We start from the raw sequence: 18,924 nt of genomic DNA on the forward strand, positions 1-18,924 counted from the left end.
CCAGGATCACCGGCTGCACCGACCTGGAGACCCTCCACACCTGGATGCGCCGCGCCGCAACGGTCGACCGCCCCGAGGACCTCTTCGACTGACTCCCCGGAGGCGTGCCGAGACCGCCCGGAACATGCGGAAGGGGGCGCGGGTGCCACGGATCCCGCGCCCCCTGGACCGGCCCCCCGCACGGAAGCGGGGCCGGTGAGGCTGCCTACTGGCCCAGACGGTCCAGCAGGGCGTGGTACTCGTCCCAGAGCTCGCTGGGAAGATGGTCGCCGAAGGTCTTGAAGAACTCGGGGACCAGCGCGGCCTCCTGCTTCCACACCTGCGGGTCCACGTCCAGGACGAACCTCAGGTCCTCCTCGGACAGGTCCAGGCCCTCGGTGTCGATCGCCTCGGCCGGCGGCACGTTGCCGATCGGGGTGGCGACGGCCTCGGCCCTGCCCTCCAGGCGTTCCACGATCCACTTGATCACACGGCTGTTCTCGCCGAAGCCGGGCCACACGAAGCGGCCGTCGGCGTCCTTCTTGAACCAGTTCACGTAGAAGATCGTGGGCAGCTTGGCCGGGTCGGCACCGGCGCCGACCTTGATCCAGTGGGCGAAGTAGTCGCCCATGTTGTAGCCGCAGAACGGCAGCATCGCGAACGGGTCGCGGCGCAGCTCACCGACGGTGCCCTCGGCGGCGGCGGTCTTCTCCGAGGAGACGTTGGCACCCAGGTAGACGCCGTGCTGCCAGCTCAGGGACTCGGTGACCAGCGGGACGGCGGTGGCGCGGCGCCCGCCGAAGAGGATCGCCGAGATCGGCACGCCCGCCGGGTCCTCCCACTCGGGGGCGATGGTGGGCGCCTGGCCCGCGGGGGTGGTGAACCGGGAGTTGGGGTGGGCGGCGGGTTCGTCGGAGTGCGGCGTCCAGTCGCGGCCCTTCCAGTCGGTCAGGTGCGCGGGCGGCTCCTCGGTGAGGCCCTCCCACCACACGTCGCCGTCGTCGGTGAGGGCGACGTTGGTGAAGATGCTGTTGCCCCACAGCGTCTCGACGGCGTTGGCGTTGGTGTCGGCGCCGGTGCCGGGCGCGACGCCGAAGAACCCGGCCTCGGGGTTGATGGCGCGCAGGCGGCCCCCGGAGTCGAACCGCATCCAGGCGATGTCGTCACCGACCGTTTCGACCTTCCAGCCGGGGATGGTGGGCTGGAGCATGGCCAGGTTGGTCTTGCCGCAGGCGCTGGGGAAGGCCGCGGCGATGTAGTGCGGCTCGCCCTGGGGCGGGGTGACCTTCAGGACCAGCATGTGCTCGGCGAGCCAGCCCTCGTCTCGGGCCATCACCGAGGCGATGCGCAGCGCGTAGCACTTCTTGCCGAGCAGGGCGTTGCCGCCGTAGCCGGAGCCGTAGGACCAGATCTCGCGGGTCTCGGGGAAGTGCGAGATGTACTTGGTGGGGTTGCAGGGCCAGGGCACGTCCTGCTGGCCGGGCTCCAGGGGGGCGCCGACGGAGTGGACGGCCTTGACGAAGTCGCCGCGCTCCTCGATGAGACGCAGGGCGGGGGTGCCCATGCGGGCCATGATCCGCATGGAGACCACGACGTAGGGGGAGTCGGTGATCTCGACACCGAGCTGGGAGATGTCGCCGCCGAGCGGGCCCATGCAGAAGGGGACGACGTACATGGTGCGGCCGCGCATCGCGCCCTTGAAGACCTCGCCGAAGGTGGCGCGCATCTCGGTGGGGGCGATCCAGTTGTTGGTGGGTCCGGCGTCCTGCTTCCGCTCGGAGCAGATGAAGGTGCGGTCCTCGACACGGGCGACGTCGGTGGGGTCGGAGGTGGCGTAGAAGCTGTTGGGGCGTTTCTCGGGGTTGAGCCGGGTGAAGGTGCCCTGCTCCACGAGCAGGTCGGTGAGGCGGGTCCACTCGGCGTCGGATCCGTCGCACCACACGACCTCGTCGGGCTGCGTGAGCTCGGCGACCTCACGGACCCAGGAGATCATCTCCTCGTGGCTGGTCGGTGCTACGCCCACATCGATACCCACGTCAGTCACAGCCGCTCCTCATCGAATGTCGAGAACACTCGCATCATGAACGACGAGCCCCAATGGTGACCAATTGGTATAGGCCAATGGTCTAAAACTGTTATGGCGAACCTTCGGAATACCCAGCGCAGCAAGGGATCCCGTCCGTTGAACCACGTGCCTGACAGTGCTCACGTCGTGTTCGTGAGGTCAGGGCCGCGCGACCGCTCCTCCCTGTACAGGGCGTATCCGGCCCCTCGGCGGCCCGTCAGCCCGACACGGCGTGCTGTTCGTCACATTCATAGCCTCACCAGGCAAGATGCACCCCAGGTGCCACCTCGGCCCCATGGTCAGCGCAGGATCGCCACGGGCCCCTTCGCCCCGTGGACCACGGAGTGGCTGACCGAGCCGAGCAGCAGTCCGCGGAACCCGCTGCGGCCGCGGGAGCCGACCACGATCAGGTCGGCCGGGGTGGCCTCCTCCAGCAGCGCCACCACCGGGTGGGCGCGTACGACCCGCTGGACCACGCGCACCCCGGGGTGGCGCAGGCGTGCGGCGTCGACCTCCTCCTCCAGGGAGCCGCGCGCCGCCTCCTCGGCGGTGGAGTCGTCGAACAGCTCGGGAGGGATGGGGCCGGTGGCGGCCGCGAACGCCACCAAGGGCTGCCAGGCGCTGACCGCCACCAGGTCGGTCTCGGCGAAGGCGGCCTGCGCGAAGGCGAACCCCACCGCCCGGCGGCTGGGCTCGGAGCCGTCCACCCCCACGATCACACGGCCGCGGACCCCGTGGGCGAAGGCGTGCTCGTGCGGCATGATCACCACGGGGACGGGCGAGCGGGCGGCGAGTTCGATACCCACGGAGCCCACGAAGGCGGCGACGATTCCCTTGAGGCCGCGCGAGCCTACGACCACGGCCGCGGCACCGGATTCGGCCGCCTCCGCGAGCAGGGCGTCGAGGGGCCGAGCGTAGGACAGGCGCGGCTGGACCTCCAGTTCGGGGAAGAGGCGGGACACCCAGTCCGCGGCCCGCTCCAGGAGGCGCTCGGCACCCGGGGTGTCGGCCTCGCCGGGGGGCACGGGCTCACCGGGCAGGTGGGCGCCGAACGCGCCCACCGGTGTCCTGGCCCCGGCGGACACGACGATCCGAAGCGCCAGCTCGCGCAGCAGCGCCTGCTGCGCGGCCCACTCCAGGGCGTGCCGGCTGGAGTCGGTGCCGTCCACTCCCACGATGAGCCACCGTGTGGTGGCCGCGCCGTCCATCGCGTGCGCCTCTCCCGTCACTCATGGCCCTACCCGGGGCCGTCGGCCCCGCGCGTGTTCCGCACCCCCGCTTCCACCGATCATGGCGCGGGAACACGCACACATGGGTAACAGTGCCACTGCGACTCCGGTGACGTAGGGTCCGGAAATGACGACCGTCCTCCAGCGGAAGCGAGGAACGCGGGTCCCGCGGGCCGCGTCCCATAGGTGTATTAGAGGGGCATTAGAGGGGCCCAGCACAACTGGAGGCGCCATGCCGGACAAGGGCACCGCGAGTCTGCACTGGGACTATCGCGACGGAAGGGTCGCCGCCGTGGCGGCGGCCGTGGTCTACAGCCTGTGGGTCCTGGAGATGGTCCTGCCCGGCGGTGAGACCGTGCGGGCGGCGCCGGGCGAACCGGTCTCGGCGTTCGAGGCGTTCTGGGAGAGCGCCCACCGGATGGCCTCGATCCTGGTCATGGTGGCCGCGGGGCTGGGCCTGTCCCTGGGCGCTCGGGAGACCCGCCGCTGGCTGCTGGTGTCCTGGTGGGCCATGTTCGCCTTCGGCGCCCTGTCTCTGGCCACGTCCCTCATACCGGGCCGGTGCACGGTGTCCACGGACGTGGCGTGCACGGTGGAGGCGCTGGTGGAGGGGGCCGGCGGCCCCGCGACCCTCCAGGCGGTGCTGGCCGTGGCCGCGATGGCCGCGGCGCTGCTGAGCGTGGTGGCGCTGGCGGTGAACCGGTGGCGGCGCGGCGACCGGATGTGGGTGCCGGTGGCGGTCCTGGCCGGGTTCCAGGCCGTGACGGCGGTCGGCGTCCTGGTGGTGTCCTGGGTGTTCGTGTCCTCGGGCACGGGGCAGCCGGGCACCGCGATGGGCACGGCGGAGCGGGCCCACCTGGTGGCGCTCGCGCTGTGGCTGCTGGCCGCCGGGCTCCTGCGCGGACCGTGGCTGCGCACCCCCCGCGCCCGGAGGGCCGCCGCCCCCCGCTGACCCCGCCTCCGTACCGAAACGACTCTGGAAGGACGATTCCCGTGCCCCCGTCCGAGTACCGCTACCAGACGTGGTGTGAGCGAGACGGTGACTCTTGGTCCGTCGACCTGCCCGATCTTCGTATCCACACCTACGGCCGCACGCTCGTCGATGCCGAGGACATGGCCAGGGACGCGGTCGCGGGCGTACTGGAAGTCCCCGTGGAGGACGTCTCCGTCGTACTGCGCTCAGCGGAGGGCGAGGGCTGAGCAGGCCCCGGCGGTCTCAGGTCTTGCGCAGACGGACCCGCTGTACGCGGTGCCGGTCGCCCTTGTACAGGACCAGCGTGGCCCGCCCCCGGGTGGGGATGATGTTCTCCACGAGGTTGATCTCGTTGATGGTGCGCCAGGTGTTGGCGGCGAAGTCCAGGGCCTCGCCCTCGTCGTAGTTGGTCGCCATGTGGTGGAAGTAGGACCGCGGGTCGGCGAACGCGGTACGGCGCAGTTCCCGGAAGCGGTCGAGGTACCAGCCGCGGATGTTCTCGACCTTGGCGTCGACGTAGATGGAGAAGTCGAAGAAGTCGGCGACGGCCAGGCGTCCGGGGATGGCGGGCTGGAGGACGTTGATGCCCTCGACGATGAGGATGTCCGGGCGCGAGACGGTCTGGGTCAGGCCCGGGACGATGTCGTAGGCCAGGTGGGAGTAGACGGGGATGTCGATGCGCTCGGCACCCGCCTTCATCTCCGACACGAACCGCACCAGCGCGCGGCGGTCGTAGCTCTCGGGGAAGCCCTTGCGGCGCATCAGGCCGCGCGACTCCAGCACGGAGTTCGGGTTGAGGAAGTTGTCGGTGCTCACCAGTTCCACGTTGGGGTGGTCGGGCCACTGGGCGAGCAGGGAGCGCAGGAGGCGGGCCGTGGTCGACTTGCCGACGGCGACGCTTCCCGCCACCCCGATGATGAACGGGGAGGGGCGGGCGTCCTCCGCGAGGAACGCGCGCACGGCCGAGTGCCGCTGCTGGGTGGCGCCCACGTAGAGGTTGAGCAGACGCGACAGGGGCAGGTAGATGTCCCGCACGTCCTCCAGGGACGTGGGGTCGGTGGTACCGCGCACGGCGGCCAGGTCGGCCTCGGTCAGCGAGAGCGGCGTGTTGGCCCGCAGGGCGGCCCACTGCTCTCTGTCGAGCTCCACGTACGGCGAGGAGACGCCGTTCTTCGTCGCGTAAGACACGGTTGCCCACCCTAGACGAGGCACCGTCGCGCTCCGCGCAGCCGGGTACCCCTAGTTTCGGATCTTGCGTGAACTGGGGAGGGAACGTGAGTGAAACCATACGTTCACGTCCGTGTCGCCGAAGGTTTTTTCGGTGGCCCGGAAGCACAGAACGGTGTTCCACTCCACACCCCCACACCTCCCCCACCTGCGCGGTCTACCCCTGATACACCAAATGGTCTATACCGTTACCTGGGAAAACATCCATTGGTATGAGGTACTGGTTGGTCGATTTACTGTCCGGTTTCACCTAGTCTTGCGCCCATGTGCGGAATCGTGGGCTACGTCGGGCCGCAACCGGCGCTGGATGTCGTCGTGAACGGCCTCGCGAGGCTGGAGTACCGCGGATACGACTCCGCGGGTGTCGCCGTGCAGGGCGGGGGCGCCCTGCACACGGAGAAGCGGGCGGGCAAGCTCGCCAACCTGCGCCAGGCGCTGGAGAACCATCCGGTGGAGGGCGACGGCGCGGGGATCGGCCACACGCGCTGGGCGACGCACGGTGCGCCCAACGACGTCAACGCCCACCCCCACGTGGACAACGACCACCGGCTCGCCGTGGTGCACAACGGCATCATCGAGAACTTCGCCGCGCTGCGCGAGGAGCTTGAGGAGGCGGGCTGCAAGTTCGTCTCCGAGACGGACACCGAGGTGGCGGCCCACCTGCTCAGCACCGAGCTGAAGCGGCGCGGCGACCGCGACCTGGCCGCCGCGATGCGCGCCGTGTGCCGCCGTCTGGAGGGCGCCTTCACCCTCGTGGCGACCTCGGTGGAGGACCCCGGCCTGGTGGTCGCCGCCCGCCGCAACTCCCCGCTGGTCGTCGGCCGCGGCGAGGGCGAGAACTTCCTGGCCAGCGACGTCGCGGCGTTCATCGCCCACACGCGCGAGGCCGTCGAGCTGGGCCAGGACCAGGTCGTGGAGCTGCGTGCGGACTCCGTGGCGGTCACCGACTACGACGGCGCGCCGGTCGACGTGAACGAGTACCACGTGGACTGGGACGCCTCCGCCGCCGAGAAGGGCGGCTACGAGTACTTCATGCTCAAGGAGATCGTGGAGCAGCCGCGCGCGGTCGCCGACACCCTGCTGGGCCGGGTGACCGCCGACGGGCGGCTGGCCCTGGACGAGATGCGCCTGACCCCGCAGCAACTGCGCACCGTCGAGAAGATCGTCATCATCGCGTGCGGCACGTCCTACCACGCCGGCCTCATCGCCAAGTACGCCATCGAGCACTGGTGCCGGATCCCGTGCGAGGTCGAGGTGGCCAGCGAGTTCCGCTACCGCGACCCGATCCTGGACCAGCAGACCCTGGTCATCGCCATTTCCCAGTCCGGCGAGAGCATGGACACGCTGATGGCGGTGCGCTACGCCCGCGAGCAGCGCGCCCGGGTCCTGGCGATCTGCAACGTGAACGGTTCCACGATCCCGCGCGAGTCCGACGGCGTGCTGTACACGCACGCGGGCCCGGAGGTCGGCGTGGCCGCCACGAAGACCTTCCTCACCCAGTTGGCCGCCTGCTATCTGGTCGGCCTGTATCTGGCACAGGTGCGCAGGATGAAGTTCGACGACGAGATCGACGCGGTGATCGGGCAGCTCGCCACCATGCCGGACCAGGTCGAGCGGGTCCTGGACACGGTGGAGCCGGTGCGCGAGCTGGCGCGGTCCCTGGCCGACGCCCGCACGGTGCTGTTCCTGGGCCGCCACGTGGGCTACCCGGTGGCCCTGGAGGGCGCGCTCAAGCTCAAGGAGCTGGCGTACATGCACGCGGAGGCGTTCGCCGCCGGCGAGCTCAAGCACGGACCGATCGCGCTCATCGAGGAGGGCCTGCCGGTGGTCGTGGTGGTGCCCTCGCCCAAGGGCCGCGGGGTGCTGCACGACAAGATCGTGTCGAACATCCAGGAGGTGCGCGCCCGCGGCGCCCGCACGATCGTCATCGCCGAGGAGGGCGACGAGTCGGTGCGGCCCTACTCCGACACGCTCATCGAGATCCCCGCGGTACCGACCCTGTTGCAGCCGATCGTGTCGACGATCCCGATGCAGGTGTTCGCGTGCGAGCTGGCGCTGGCCAAGGGCAACGACGTGGACCAGCCGCGCAACCTGGCCAAGAGCGTGACCGTCGAATAGCGGTTTCCGAGCCTGAGGGGCGTGTCCGGGCCTCCCCGGCGCGCCCCTCACGCGTGAGCGCCCGGCGGCCTCAGCGGGGCTCGGAGACGGCGCGGTCGTGCGCCGCGCGGGCGGCGGCGACGTCGGCGTGCGTGGGCAGGAGGGGGTGCAGGGACAGTACGTCGAGGATGCGGGTCAACTGGCGCGGTGGGCAGGCCAGGACCAGGTGGTGCCGGGACCGGGTGGCCACACGCTGCGCCGCGAGCAGGGCGTTGACCCCGGAGGCGTCGATGAACTGCACCAGGGACAGGTCCGCGACCGCGCACTCGGTCGACACCGAGGACGACAGTCGGGCGAACACGTGGTCCGCCGTGGCCATGTCGATCTCACCGTCCAGTTCGACGACGGTGGTCCCACCGCAGACGAACCGGCCCCGTTCCGTGTCCAGCACGGTCACGCCACGCTCCCGGGCTCGAAAGGTAAGGAATTCGCTTGTCATGATGCATCGGTCGAATGCCGATATGCAGTGACAGCCTACTCCGCCCGAGCGGTGATGCCGATCCCCCCAGCGGGATGAATGCAGCTTATCCGAGCAAGATAAGGGACGATTTACACATCAGCAGAACAAATCGCCCAGACGACCTTTCCCTCGCCGGGGATCCGCTCCCATCCCCATTCACTGCTGAAAGCGCTGACCAGGCCCAGTCCGCGGCCCGACTCCGCGAAGTGGTGGGCGTCGACCCGCACGGGGCCCCGCTCGTCGGTGTCAGCGACCATGCACACCACCTGACGCGACAGAGCCAGCCGCCTCAACTGCACCAGGACCGGGGCCGCCAGCAGTGAACGCCCCCCGGGGACCGCGTGCCGGCACGAGTTGCCGACGAACTCGGAGATGATCAGCCGCAGATCCTCGGCGACGCCCCGCATCCCCCACTCCGCGGCGGCCTCGGCCGCGAGAGCGCGTGCCCCGCGGACCGAGTCGGGGGTGGACGCGAACGCCCGAGCCACGACCTCGGGCGTTCGCGCGTACTCCCCCACGCCGATCCGGCCCAGCGCGGCCTCCCACCATCCTCCGAGAACGGCACCGGACGCCTCCACCAGTGGTGGACGGCTCCAGGATGCCCCGGTGTCGGCTTCCGAAGGCACCAGCTCTGCGTTCATCACGGTCCTCACGATGTGATGTCGGGTCACGCGGCCAGATCCGACACAGTGAGCGTTCCTTACATTTGTAAGTTACGTATGCACGTGCAGATCAACGTTGGCCAAGACTATAGGACGAAGAGGGTCAAACGGTAGATCCTCTGGCCACGAATTCACCGACAAGCACAAGTGATGACACGCGGACCACTGACTCCGGGCCGCCGCAAAACGAGAATCGTTCCCCCCTGTTCACACTTTTGCGATCTCGGTATACTGGGCCGCCCGCGACCTCAGGAGCCGCTAACTGAGCCGTCGCGAGCTCAGAAGCCGCTACAGGGAGGGCGACGTGGCCGGCGACCAGGCCTTGAAACTGCAGGTCACCCAGGATTTTCTGGCCAATTCCAGCGGTGGACCCACCGTGCTGCGCATTCTCCTGGGCGGCCAACTGCGCAGGCTCCGCCAGGAGAAGAGGATCTCCCGCGAGGACGCCGGGTACGCCATCCGCGCCTCGCACGCCAAGATCAGCAGGATGGAGCTCGGCCAGGTCAGCTTCAAACCGCGGGACGTGGACGATCTGCTGCGGCTGTACGGGGTGGAGGACCCCAAGCAGCGCGAGGCCCTCCTCGGCCTCGTCTCCAGCGCCAACGCCCAGGGGTGGTGGCACAGGTACGGCGACGTCCTCCCCGACTGGTTCGGCATCTACGTCGGGCTGGAGGAGGCGGCCTCGGGCATCCGCACCTACGAGGTCCAGTTCGTGCCGGGCCTGCTCCAGAGCGAGGGCTACGCCCGGTCGGTGATCCGCCTGTCGAGCACGGCCACGGCCTCGGAGGACATCGACCACAGGGTCGAGATGCGCATGCGTCGCCAGCACCGCTTCACCACGCCGGGGGCGCCCCGCCTGTGGGCCGTCATCGACGAGGCGGTCCTGCACCGGCCCTACGGCTCCCCGGAGGTCATGCGCGGGCAGATCGAGCACCTCATCGAGATGGGCAGGCTGCCCAACATCACCATCCAGGTGGCCACCTTCGCGATGGGCGGCCACCCCGCGGCCGGTGGCCCCTTCAGCATCCTGCGCTTCCCCACCCCGCAACTGCCGGACGTGGTCTACCTGGAGCAGTTGAACAGCGCCCTGTACTTCGACAAGTACAGCGACACCCACGGCTACGCGCTGACGATGGACAACCTCGCCACCCAGGCCCCGCGGCCCGAGGAGACGGAGGACATCCTGCGGGAGTTCCTCTCCCGCTACAGCGGCTGACGCGCCCCACCGCACCCCGCGGCCCCCGCCCACGGCGGGGGCCGTTCTCGTGCGCGTTCGGACGGGCACCCGAGGTGACCGGACCCGTGCACGGCACCCGCCTGTGTGACACCGCCGCCGGGCCAGGGGTTCGGAATTGGCCTTGTTCGGCCACGGAACGAGAACGATCGCCCCGCCCGAGCACACTCGGCACTCGGTTCCACCATGTGTGACATGCGACGAAGTGTTCGCATCACGCCCGGTTCTCTGCCATGTACTTACCGATGTAAGCACATATGCACGTGCATGGGATACGCTTTGGCCTCGTAGCAGGGACGCGGATGCCTTGAGGGGCCGCGCTTCCCGGGCCGCGGGCGGCATCTGGACGACCGCGTAAGGACACCCCCGCTCACACGTCCGCCGAAGCTCCAGGAGGTTGAATTGCACTCGATCTACAACGGCGTCCCCGCCGACCGCCTGCCGAAGGTCGCATGGACGAAGAGCAGTTGGAGCAACCCCAACGGCAACTGCGTCGAGGTGGCCACACTGCCGGGCGGTGACATCGCGGTGCGCAACTCCCGCGACCCCCAGGGGCCCGCGCTCGTCTACACGCCCGCCGAGATCGAGGCCTTCGTCATGGGAGCCAAGACCGGGGAGTTCGACGCCCTGCTCACCTGAGGCCGCTCCCGTACCGGACGCGCCCTCCCGAGCCACCCAGGGGCGTGCCCGACCCGTCGGCCGCCGACCCATCCCACTCCCCGGCGGCCCCGGCCCCGCGGCACGCGAGGAGCCCGGCACCGCACCGGTGCCGGGCTCCGTGGTCTTCGCTGGTGTGCGCCTACAGGCGGGTGGGATCGACCACCGCGCCGCCGGCTCCGACGGGCGGCGCGTCCTCCCACGGGAAGTGGGTCGCCCCGAGCGCGGGCTTGAGGTCGAACAGCCACGCGGCCTTCTCGTCGTACTTGGCGAAGAAGGGCTTGCCCACCAGTTCGGCGTCGCGGGCCTGGATGAAGTGCAGGACGAACAGCTTCTCGCCCCCCACCTCGACCACCCCGTCCACGCACACCTTGCCCGGTGTCGCCGACATCGACGGACCCCGCACCGTACGCGCCAGACCGGACACGTTCTTGTACGCGCCCTGGAAGATCTCGTAGGCCTCGGCCAGGGGCACCGCGAAGTAGTCCTGCGGGCCCGTGTCGCGCTCGACGAACATGTAGTAGGGGACCATCCCGTGGCGCAGGTGGGTGCGCCACATGCTCTCCCACGTGGCCGAGTCGTCGTTGATGGTGCGGATCAGCGGCGCCTGGGTCCGGATGACCGCCCCCGTGTTCCGGATGCGGCGCACGGCCTCCTGCACCAGCTCCGGAGCCATCTCGTTGGGGTGCGAGAAGTGGGCCATGAACGCGAGGTTCTTGCCCGAGGCGACGACCTTCTCGAACAGGCGCAGGGTGTCGTCGGCGTCGGGGTCGGTCACGAAGCGCTGCGGCCAGTAGGCGAGCGCCTTCGTCCCGATACGGATGGCCTCCAGGTGCTCGATCTCCAGCAGCGGCTCGATGTACCGGGAGATCACGCCCTCACCCATGATCATGGGGTCGCCGCCGGTGAAGAGGACGCTGGTGACCTCGGGGTGGGACTTGACGTACTCGACGAGCTGGTCGATGTCGCTGGAGGCGAACTTCAGGTCCGCGTCACCGACGAACTGGGCCCAGCGGAAGCAGTAGGTGCAGTACGCGTGGCACGTCTGCCCCTGCTTCGGGAAGAAGAGCACCGTCTCCTTGTACTTGTGCTGGACACCCGGGATCGGCTCCTCGTTGCCGGCCTTGGGGACGTTGAGCTCCATCTGGCCCGCCGGGTGCGGGTTGAGCTCGGCTCGGATCCCGTTGGCAGCTTCGTTGAGCTCCTTGCGGGAGGCACCGGAGCGGATCAGATCGGCGATCCTGGCGACATCGCCGGAGGGCAGCATGTCGGCCTGTGGAAAGACGAGTCGGTAGATCGGGTCGTCGGGCGCGGCATCCCAGTCGATGAGCTCGTCGACGACGTAGCTGTTGACCCGGAACGGCAGCACGGTGGCCACCGCCTGCACGGCCAGCCGCTCGTCTGCGGCGAGTCCTGCTCGCGCCGTGAGCTCGTCGAGGTGTTTCGTCGTGTAGGCACGAAACCGACGTCCGGCGGACGGGGACAGTGCCGCGTCTGGCGTTACGCTCACGCCTCTCCTCTCCTACATGTCAGCAGGGCCGCGCCGTGCGGTGGCGCGGGCAGCCCTGACCGGGCGGTTCCGGTTCACGGGTCACCGGCGGACCGCCTTGCATACGGAAAACTGTGTGATGATCACACCGGTCCGGTGATCTTGTCGGAAGACCGCACCAAGGGCCGGGTATACCCCCTATCAGGGGCTTTATACCCATCGGGTACTCGGCACGCACGATACCCGGCACTGAGAACCAGACATGCAGCCATCATCTTCGCATGGCACTACGTACATCCCCAACCAAGACCTCGGAACCCGATAACGTGGCCGGGGCCGACCACACCAGGTCGGACCCGTGTTCCCCGCAGGCTCCGAGGCACCGCGGGGCCGGGCCGGACGCCCGTCCGCGGCCACCCGACCACCGCACCCACCCGTGAAGGGCACTCGAGTTGAGCGGTACATCCGACGCGGACACACCCGACACGACCGCCCCGGCACCCGCGGCCCCGCCGATGATCGCGGTGGACGCCATGGGCGGCGACCACGCCCCCGAGGAGATCGTCAGGGGCGCCGTGCTGGCCGTGCGGGAACTGGGCCTGCGCGTCGTCCTGATCGGGCGGCGGTCGCAGATCGCGGAGATCCTCGCCCGGGAGGACGCTCTGAAGGAGGTGCCCGTCGTGCACGCCGAGGACAGCCTGGCCATGCACGAGGGGGCCCTGGCCAGTTGGCGGCGGCCCCGCTCCAGCGCCGCCGTCGCCTGCCGCCTGATCCGGCGCGGCGACGCCGACGCCCTGGTCTCGGCCGGGTCCACCGGCGGCGTCGTGGCCACCTCCACGGTGCGGCTGCGCACACAGCCGGGGGTGCTGCGCCCCGCGCTGGCCGTCCCCCTCCCCACGGGAGAGACCCCGACGATCCTGGTGGACGCGGGCGCCAACGCCGACGCCAAACCGGAGATGCTCGTCCAGTTCGCCCACCTGGGGTGCGCCTACGCACAGACCGCCTTCGGCGTCGAGCAGCCGCGTGTGGGACTGCTCACCATCGGCTCGGAGCCGGGCAAGGGCAACAAACTGACCCGCCGGGCGGCGGAACTGCTGACGGCCGCCTCCGACGACGACTCCCGGTCCCTGGACTTCCGCGGCAACATCGAGGGCCACGACCTCATGTCCCGAGCGGTGGACGTGGTGGTGGCCGACGGGCACACCGGGAACGTGGCCCTGAAGACGGTCGAGGGCACCGCGGCGTTCACCATGGCGGCACTGCGCGAGGCGTTCACGTCGTCGTGGAGCGCCAAGGCGGGCGCACTGCTCCAGCGCAAGGCGCTGGGCGAACTGCGCGCCCGCCTGGACAGCGAGACCTACGGCGGCGCCGCCCTCCTGGGGCTCAACGGCACCGTGGTGATCGCCCACGGCGCTAGCCGGGCCCGGGGCGTCGCACGCGCCTGCCAGTTGGCGCACGACCTGGCGGCGGGCCGCGTCGGCGAGCGGATCCGCCGCCGCGTGCAGCACCGGCCGCCGAGCTGGCTGCACCGGCTCGCCCAACCCGAGGAGCGCTGAGCCCGGACCGCGCGGGGGACGCCGCCCCGGCCGCGGTACTACTACACCAGGGCCGCCGGCCTCAGGGCGGAGGCGACCGCGACGGCCGTCGCCAGCGGGTGGTCCGCCGGGCGGCCGAGGACGGCTTCGAGATCCGGTCCGCCCTCGCCCAGGAAGCCGTGCCGGACGGCGCTGGCGATCGAGAGGAGCATGGGGGGCTGGAACGGCAGCAGCCCCGGTGTCTCCTCAAGGAGCCTGCGGCGGTACTCCTCCAGGCCGACCACGGTGTGGGGCACCCCCAGTTCCCGCGCCAGATCCGCCGCCGTGACCGGCGTGCCGACGAGGTCGTAGACGCGCCCGGCGTGCCGTGCCGGATCCGAGGCGACGACGGCCGCGACCTCGGCCAGGTCCGTGCGGGTGACCGCGGCCACCGCACCGTCGCCGAAGGCGGTCTCCACACCGTCCCCGGTCCACATCGGCAGCGCGCCGAGGAGCTCCGCGTACAGGCCGTTGCGCAGGACGGTGTGCGGCAGACCGCTCGCACGCAGCAGCCGCTCGGTGGCGCGGTGCGCGAGCGCGAACCCGAGGTGGTCCCCGGCGCCGGTCAGGCTCGTGTAGACGACGTGCCCGACACCGTCGCGGACCGCCGCGTCGATCACGGCGGCGTGCCGTGCGACGACGCGGTCGTCCTCGGCGTACCCGGCGGAGACCAGCACCAAGACCGACACGCCGGTGAGGTCGAGGCTCGCGGGGTCGTCGAAGTCGAGGCGACGCACCCCCTCGGACGGCGTACGGCTGCCTCCGGCCGCGACGGCGCCCCGATCGCGCAGCGCGGCCAGCACGGCCCCGCCGAGGTTGCCCTGTACTCCGGTCACCAGAATCATGTCGGTCACGGCCTTCCGCAGTGGTTCGTATCGGTCACTACGGTTGATCCTGGACCCCCCGTTCACCTGCGACAAGAAGGCAGTTTCATGTCACCCACGCACATCCGTGTCACCGCCGAGCCCGCCGAACTCGATCCCTGCGGCCGCGAGGAGCACCCGGACTGCGGTATCCGCGACGTCATGGACCGCATGGGCGAGAAGTGGTCGGTGCTGGTGATCGTGGAACTCGCCGGCGGGCCGCGCCGATTCCGGGAGCTACAGCGGGCGATCGACGGCATCTCCCAGCGCATGCTCACCCTGACCGTGCGCAGGCTGGAACGCGACGGGCTCGTGCTCCGCACCGTGTACCCGACCGTCCCCGCACAGGTCGACTACCGCCTGACCGAGACCGGAGCCAGTCTGACCCACCTGGTCAGGGCACTCGCCGACTGGTCCCTCACGCACCGTGACACCATCAGCGAGTCGCGGCGGCGCTATGACAGCGCCCACCCCGGCCACGGCGTGCGCTAGCGGGACACCGCGGCCACGGCCCGGACCGCGCGGGGGACGCCGCCCCGCACCGCAAGCCGGGCCGGAAAGCACGGTCCGGTCGGTACGCTTGGGGCATGGCCGACCCGCAGGAAGTACTCTCGCGACGGGTCCAGTCCGCCCTCGGCGCCGCCTTCGGCCCCGAGTTCGCCGACACCGACCCCGTCATCCGCCCGTCCCAGTTCGCCGACTACCAGGCGAACGCCGCACTGGCCCTGGCCAAGCGCCTGGGCCGAAAGCCGCGCGAGGTGTCCGCGGCGATCATGGAGCACCTGGACGTGGCCGACGTCTGCGACGGCGTCGAGGTCAGCGGGCCCGGCTTCATCAACCTGACCCTGCGCGACGACTGGATCGCCGGACAGGCCCGCGCCCTGCTCGACGACCCCCGCCTGGGCGTACCCGAACAGGACGCGCTCAACATCCCGCTCGACTACTCCGCGCCCAACGTGGCCAAGGAGATGCACGTCGGTCACCTGCGCACGACCGTGGTCGGCGACTCCCTGGCCCGCACCCTGGAGTTCCTGGGCCACAACGTCGTCCGCCAGAACCACATCGGCGACTGGGGCACCCCGTTCGGCATGCTCATCGAGCACCTGCTGGAGGTCGGCGAGGCCTCCGACGAGGCCCGCCTGGTCACCACCGACCCCAACGCCTTCTACCAGGCGGCGCGGGCCAAGTTCGACTCATCCGGCCCCGGCGCCGACGACTTCGCCGCGCGCGCCCGCCGCCGCGTGGTGGCGCTCCAGGGCGGCGACGAGGACTCCCTGCGGCTGTGGCGCGAGCTGGTCGGCCTGTCCCGGGCCTACTTCAACAAGGTCTACTCCACGCTCAAGGTGACCCTCACCGACGACGACCTGGCCGGGGAGAGCACCTACAACCACATGCTCGCCGACGTGTGCGACGAGCTGGAGGCCAAGGGCATCGCCGAGGTCAGCGACGGCGCCCTGTGCGTGTTCCTCGACGAGTTCACCGGCCGCGAGGACAAACCGGTGCCGCTCATCGTCCGTAAGAGCGACGGCGGCTACGGCTACGCCACCACCGACCTGGCCACCGTCCGCCACCGCGTGGACGACCTCAAGGCCGACCGCATCGTGTACGTGGTCGGCGCCCCACAGGCCCTGCACTTCAAGATGGTGTGGGCGGCGGCGCGCGAGGCGGGCTGGCTGCCCGAGCACGTGGAGACCGTCCACGTGCAGATCGGCAACGTGCTGGGCTCCGACGGCAAGATCCTGCGCACCCGCAGCGGCGCGTCGATCCGGCTGATGGCGCTGCTTGAGGAGGCCGTGGAGCGCGCCTCGGCGGTCGTCGCCCAGAGCCGCCCCGACCTGGACGAGGCGGAGCGGGCCGCGATCGCCGAGATGGTCGGCATCGGCGCGGTCAAGTACGCGGACCTGTCGGTCTCCCACGACACCGAGTACACGTTCGACTTCGACCGCATGCTGGCGCTGACCGGCAACACCGGGCCCTACCTCCAGTACGCGCAGGCGCGGATCCGTTCGATCTTCCGCAAGGGCGGGCTGGCACCGGAGCAGGCGCGCGGCGCCATCACCGTCGGGGAGCCCGCCGAGCGCGACCTGGCCCTGAAGCTCCTGGCCTTCGGCGGGACCGTGGCGCAGGCGGGCGACCTGCTCCACCCGCACCGACTGTGCGCGTACCTGTTCGACCTCGCCCAGGCCCTCACGGCGTTCTACGAGCACTGCCCGGTGCTCACCGCCGAGACCGACGAGCTGCGCGAGTCGCGGCTGGCGCTGGTCGCGACGGCTCTGCGGGTCCTGGTCCAGGGGCTGGACCTGCTCGGTGTGGAGGCCCCCGAACACATGTAGGGTGCGGGGCGCTCCGCCCGGATCATCCGGCGAGGAGCGCCTCGACCTCGGAACGCGCGGGCATCGACGCGCTCGCCCCCGGCCGCTGCACCGACAGCGCGGCCGCAGCGGCGGCGAAGCGCATGGCCTCCTCCAACGGACGCCCCTCCGCGCGCGCCACGGCGAAGGAACCGCAGTAGGTGTCGCCGGCCGCCGTGGTGTCCACCGGCCGCACCGGGTATGCCGGGACGTGCACCGGTTCGGTGCCGCGCCGCCCGAACAGGGAGCCGTCGCCGCCCAGGGTGAGCAACACCTCCGGCACCCGCTCCAGCAGCGCAGCCAGGGCCGCCTCCGGCTCGGTGCGGCCGGTGAGCGCAGCGGCCTCGTGCTGGTTGGGCACCAGCACGTCCACGCACTCCAGCAGTGCGTCGGGCAGCTCGCGGACGGGGGCCGGGGTCAGATGGACGGGCACGCCCAGGGCGGCACCGGTGCGCGCCGCGGACACGACCGCCGCCATCGGCAGTTCGAGCTGGAGCAGCAGGGCGGCGGCGCCCTCGATGGTCCGCGCGTCGCCGTCCGAGACGGCGCGCACCCCGCCGTTGGCGCCCGGGACCACGATGATCCGGTTGTCGCCGCCGCCGTCCACGGCGATGTGCGCCACCCCGGAGGGTCCGGGCACCGTGCGCAGGCCGGACACGTCGATCCCGCTGTCGACGAGGCTGTCGCGCAGCCGGTCCCCGAAGGCGTCGTCGCCGACCGCGCCGAGGAAGGCCGTGCGGGCGCCCGCGCGGGCGGCGGCGGCGGCCTGGTTGGCGCCCTTGCCGCCGGGCACCTGGCGGAACTCCGTTCCGGTGACGGTCTCACCGGCGGAGGGCACCCGGTCTGCGTAGGCCACCAGGTCCATGTTCACGCTGCCGAACACGGCGATCCGCGGCGCGCTCACACGTCGGTCCCCGCCCCGTCGCCGTCCAGTTCGACGATCACCGGGGCGTGGTCGGAGGCGCCCTTGCCCTTGCGTTCCTCGCGGTCGATGCGGGCGTCGGTGACCCTGGCGCGCAGTGCCGGGGAGGCGAGCACGAAGTCGATGCGCATGCCCTTGCGCTTGGGGAAGGACAGCGCCTTGTAGTCCCAGTAGGTGTACACGCCCGGCCCTGGGGCGTACTCGCGGACCACCTCGTCGAACCCGGCCCCGACCAGGGCGCGGAAGGCCGCCCGCTCGGGTGCGGTGACGTGCGTCCTCCCCTCGAACTCGGCCATGTCCCACACGTCGTCGTCCTGGGGCGCGATGTTGAAGTCGCCCACGAGGGCGATCGGCACGTCCGGGTCGGCGGCCAGGTCGGCGGCGGAGGCCTCGCGCAGCGCCTCCAGCCAGCGCAGTTTGTAGGCGTAGTGGGGGTGGTCGATCTCTCGGCCGTTGGGCACGTACAGGCTCCACACCCGCACCCCGCCGCACAGGGCGCCGATCGCCCGCGCCTCGACCTCCTCGGGGTCCCCGTACCCGGGCTGGCCGGGGAAGCCTTTGCGGACGTCCTCCAGACCGACGCGGGAGGCGATCGCGACACCGTTCCACTGGGAGAGGCCGAAGTGCGCCACCTCGTAGCCGCGGTCGGTGAAGACGGAGGCGGGGAACTGGTGGTCCCGGGCCTTGGTCTCCTGGACGGCGAGGACGTCGACGTCACTTCGGTCCAGCCACGCACCGATCCGCTCGGCCCTGGCCCGGGCGCTGTTCACATTCCATGTCGCGATACGCACAGGGCAAGGCTAGGGCATGGCACCGACACCCGCCCCGGACAAGGGGAAACCCTGGTGCGGCCGTCCTCCGCACCAGGGTCGTGCGACCCCCGGCGCACATGCGCCCTGCGTCGCGACTTCTTGGACGTGCCAACCCCCCTGAGGGTTCGCACGCCGCCAAGGTTTTCTCTGAAAGAGCCGCTGAACAGGCCACATACCGGATCGGCGGGGGTCAGACACCACCACTCAGGGTAAGAGTCCGCACACGGGAAGCCACCGGACCCGTGCGACCCTTTTCCTCGACGAGGTGAT

The 18,924-nt window shown here is 70.7% G+C and carries 17 protein-coding genes; 8 read left to right on the forward strand and 9 right to left on the reverse strand.

All coding sequences use genetic code 11. From position 1 onward, the window contains the following. Nucleotides 1–205: 205 nt before the first annotated feature. Both ACFHWE_RS05340 and ACFHWE_RS05345 read right to left on the reverse strand, forming a co-directional pair. Nucleotides 206–2,014: a phosphoenolpyruvate carboxykinase (GTP) gene (locus ACFHWE_RS05340; RefSeq protein WP_416599637.1), complete on the reverse strand. Its 1,809-nt coding sequence runs from the start codon at nt 2,012–2,014 to the stop codon at nt 206–208. Nucleotides 2,015–2,343: 329 nt separating this feature from the next. Beyond that, complete coding sequence (locus ACFHWE_RS05345; RefSeq protein ID WP_416599638.1) at nt 2,344–3,252, reverse strand: universal stress protein; 909 nt, start codon at nt 3,250–3,252, stop codon at nt 2,344–2,346. 253 nt (nt 3,253–3,505) lie between these two features. Between ACFHWE_RS05345 and ACFHWE_RS05350 the strand changes: the two genes are divergently transcribed. Further along, the gene (locus tag ACFHWE_RS05350) at nt 3,506–4,225 is read left to right on the forward strand and encodes a DUF998 domain-containing protein (RefSeq protein WP_416599478.1); all 720 of its coding nucleotides are present in this window, start codon (nt 3,506–3,508) and stop codon (nt 4,223–4,225) included. 41 nt (nt 4,226–4,266) lie between these two features. Beyond that, nucleotides 4,267–4,473, forward strand: coding sequence for a type II toxin-antitoxin system HicB family antitoxin (locus ACFHWE_RS05355; RefSeq protein ID WP_416599479.1), 207 nt, complete (start codon nt 4,267–4,269; stop codon nt 4,471–4,473). Nucleotides 4,474–4,489: 16 nt separating this feature from the next. On the opposite strand, the gene coaA is transcribed toward ACFHWE_RS05355, so the two are convergent. Continuing rightward, nucleotides 4,490–5,395, reverse strand: coding sequence for a type I pantothenate kinase (coaA, locus tag ACFHWE_RS05360; RefSeq protein WP_416599639.1), 906 nt, complete (start codon nt 5,393–5,395; stop codon nt 4,490–4,492). 342 nt (nt 5,396–5,737) lie between these two features. On the opposite strand from coaA, the gene glmS reads away from it, so the two are divergent. After that, nucleotides 5,738–7,591 (forward strand): glutamine--fructose-6-phosphate transaminase (isomerizing), encoded by a 1,854-nt coding sequence (gene glmS, locus ACFHWE_RS05365; RefSeq protein ID WP_416599480.1) that lies wholly within the window; start codon nt 5,738–5,740, stop codon nt 7,589–7,591. A 70-nt stretch (nt 7,592–7,661) separates the two neighbouring features. Here glmS and ACFHWE_RS05370 read toward each other — a convergent pair whose 3' ends face one another. Together ACFHWE_RS05370 and ACFHWE_RS05375 are read right to left on the reverse strand one after the other, a co-directional pair. Continuing rightward, nucleotides 7,662–8,027: an STAS domain-containing protein gene (locus ACFHWE_RS05370; protein WP_416599481.1), complete on the reverse strand. Its 366-nt coding sequence runs from the start codon at nt 8,025–8,027 to the stop codon at nt 7,662–7,664. A 152-nt stretch (nt 8,028–8,179) separates the two neighbouring features. Beyond that, the gene (locus ACFHWE_RS05375) at nt 8,180–8,731 is read right to left on the reverse strand and encodes an ATP-binding protein (protein WP_416599482.1); all 552 of its coding nucleotides are present in this window, start codon (nt 8,729–8,731) and stop codon (nt 8,180–8,182) included. Nucleotides 8,732–9,128: 397 nt separating this feature from the next. Between ACFHWE_RS05375 and ACFHWE_RS05380 the strand changes: the two genes are divergently transcribed. Together ACFHWE_RS05380 and ACFHWE_RS05385 are read left to right on the forward strand one after the other, a co-directional pair. Beyond that, nucleotides 9,129–9,968 carry a helix-turn-helix domain-containing protein gene (locus ACFHWE_RS05380; RefSeq protein WP_416599483.1) on the forward strand — a complete coding sequence of 280 codons (840 nt, stop codon included), beginning with the start codon at nt 9,129–9,131 and terminating at the stop codon, nt 9,966–9,968. 420 nt (nt 9,969–10,388) lie between these two features. Continuing rightward, the gene (locus ACFHWE_RS05385) at nt 10,389–10,625 is read left to right on the forward strand and encodes a DUF397 domain-containing protein (RefSeq protein WP_416599484.1); all 237 of its coding nucleotides are present in this window, start codon (nt 10,389–10,391) and stop codon (nt 10,623–10,625) included. Nucleotides 10,626–10,785: 160 nt separating this feature from the next. On the opposite strand, the gene ACFHWE_RS05390 is transcribed toward ACFHWE_RS05385, so the two are convergent. Then, nucleotides 10,786–12,153 (reverse strand): KamA family radical SAM protein, encoded by a 1,368-nt coding sequence (locus ACFHWE_RS05390; protein ID WP_416599485.1) that lies wholly within the window; start codon nt 12,151–12,153, stop codon nt 10,786–10,788. 431 nt (nt 12,154–12,584) lie between these two features. On the opposite strand from ACFHWE_RS05390, the gene plsX reads away from it, so the two are divergent. Beyond that, complete coding sequence (plsX, locus tag ACFHWE_RS05395) at nt 12,585–13,688, forward strand: phosphate acyltransferase PlsX (RefSeq protein WP_416599486.1); 1,104 nt, start codon at nt 12,585–12,587, stop codon at nt 13,686–13,688. 41 nt (nt 13,689–13,729) lie between these two features. Here plsX and ACFHWE_RS05400 read toward each other — a convergent pair whose 3' ends face one another. Then, a complete protein-coding gene (locus ACFHWE_RS05400; RefSeq protein WP_416599640.1) occupies nt 13,730–14,551 on the reverse strand; it encodes an NAD(P)H-binding protein in 822 nt (273 codons plus the stop codon). 87 nt (nt 14,552–14,638) lie between these two features. On the opposite strand from ACFHWE_RS05400, the gene ACFHWE_RS05405 reads away from it, so the two are divergent. Together ACFHWE_RS05405 and argS are read left to right on the forward strand one after the other, a co-directional pair. After that, the gene (locus tag ACFHWE_RS05405; protein ID WP_416599487.1) at nt 14,639–15,061 is read left to right on the forward strand and encodes a winged helix-turn-helix transcriptional regulator; all 423 of its coding nucleotides are present in this window, start codon (nt 14,639–14,641) and stop codon (nt 15,059–15,061) included. A 95-nt stretch (nt 15,062–15,156) separates the two neighbouring features. Further along, entirely contained in the window at nt 15,157–16,902 is a 1,746-nt protein-coding gene (gene argS, locus ACFHWE_RS05410; protein ID WP_416599488.1) for an arginine--tRNA ligase, read from the forward strand. A gap of 22 nt (nt 16,903–16,924) precedes the next feature. Here argS and ACFHWE_RS05415 read toward each other — a convergent pair whose 3' ends face one another. Together ACFHWE_RS05415 and ACFHWE_RS05420 are read right to left on the reverse strand one after the other, a co-directional pair. Then, nucleotides 16,925–17,824: a ribokinase gene (locus ACFHWE_RS05415; RefSeq protein ID WP_416599489.1), complete on the reverse strand. Its 900-nt coding sequence runs from the start codon at nt 17,822–17,824 to the stop codon at nt 16,925–16,927. Continuing rightward, nucleotides 17,821–18,633 carry an exodeoxyribonuclease III gene (locus tag ACFHWE_RS05420; protein ID WP_416599490.1) on the reverse strand — a complete coding sequence of 271 codons (813 nt, stop codon included), beginning with the start codon at nt 18,631–18,633 and terminating at the stop codon, nt 17,821–17,823. The genes ACFHWE_RS05415 and ACFHWE_RS05420 overlap by 4 nt, the downstream gene beginning before the upstream one ends. Between the last annotated feature and the right edge of the window lie 291 nt (nt 18,634–18,924).

The sequence above is a fragment of the Nocardiopsis sp. LOL_012 genome (assembly GCF_048060475.1).
Classification (GTDB): Bacteria; Actinomycetota; Actinomycetes; order Streptosporangiales; family Streptosporangiaceae; genus Nocardiopsis.

What these genes read in the sequence shown, in the direction of transcription:
- ACFHWE_RS05345 (WP_416599638.1), bottom strand. Translation starts at nt 3,252, where the DNA reads ATGGACGGCGCGGCCACCACACGGTGGCTCATCGTGGGAGTGGACGGC.
- ACFHWE_RS05350 (WP_416599478.1), top strand. Translation starts at nt 3,506, where the DNA reads ATGCCGGACAAGGGCACCGCGAGTCTGCACTGGGACTATCGCGACGGA.
- glmS (WP_416599480.1), top strand. Translation starts at nt 5,738, where the DNA reads ATGTGCGGAATCGTGGGCTACGTCGGGCCGCAACCGGCGCTGGATGTC.
- ACFHWE_RS05375 (WP_416599482.1), bottom strand. Translation starts at nt 8,731, where the DNA reads ATGAACGCAGAGCTGGTGCCTTCGGAAGCCGACACCGGGGCATCCTGG.
- ACFHWE_RS05400 (WP_416599640.1), bottom strand. Translation starts at nt 14,551, where the DNA reads ATGATTCTGGTGACCGGAGTACAGGGCAACCTCGGCGGGGCCGTGCTG.
- ACFHWE_RS05405 (WP_416599487.1), top strand. Translation starts at nt 14,639, where the DNA reads ATGTCACCCACGCACATCCGTGTCACCGCCGAGCCCGCCGAACTCGAT.
- argS (WP_416599488.1), top strand. Translation starts at nt 15,157, where the DNA reads ATGGCCGACCCGCAGGAAGTACTCTCGCGACGGGTCCAGTCCGCCCTC.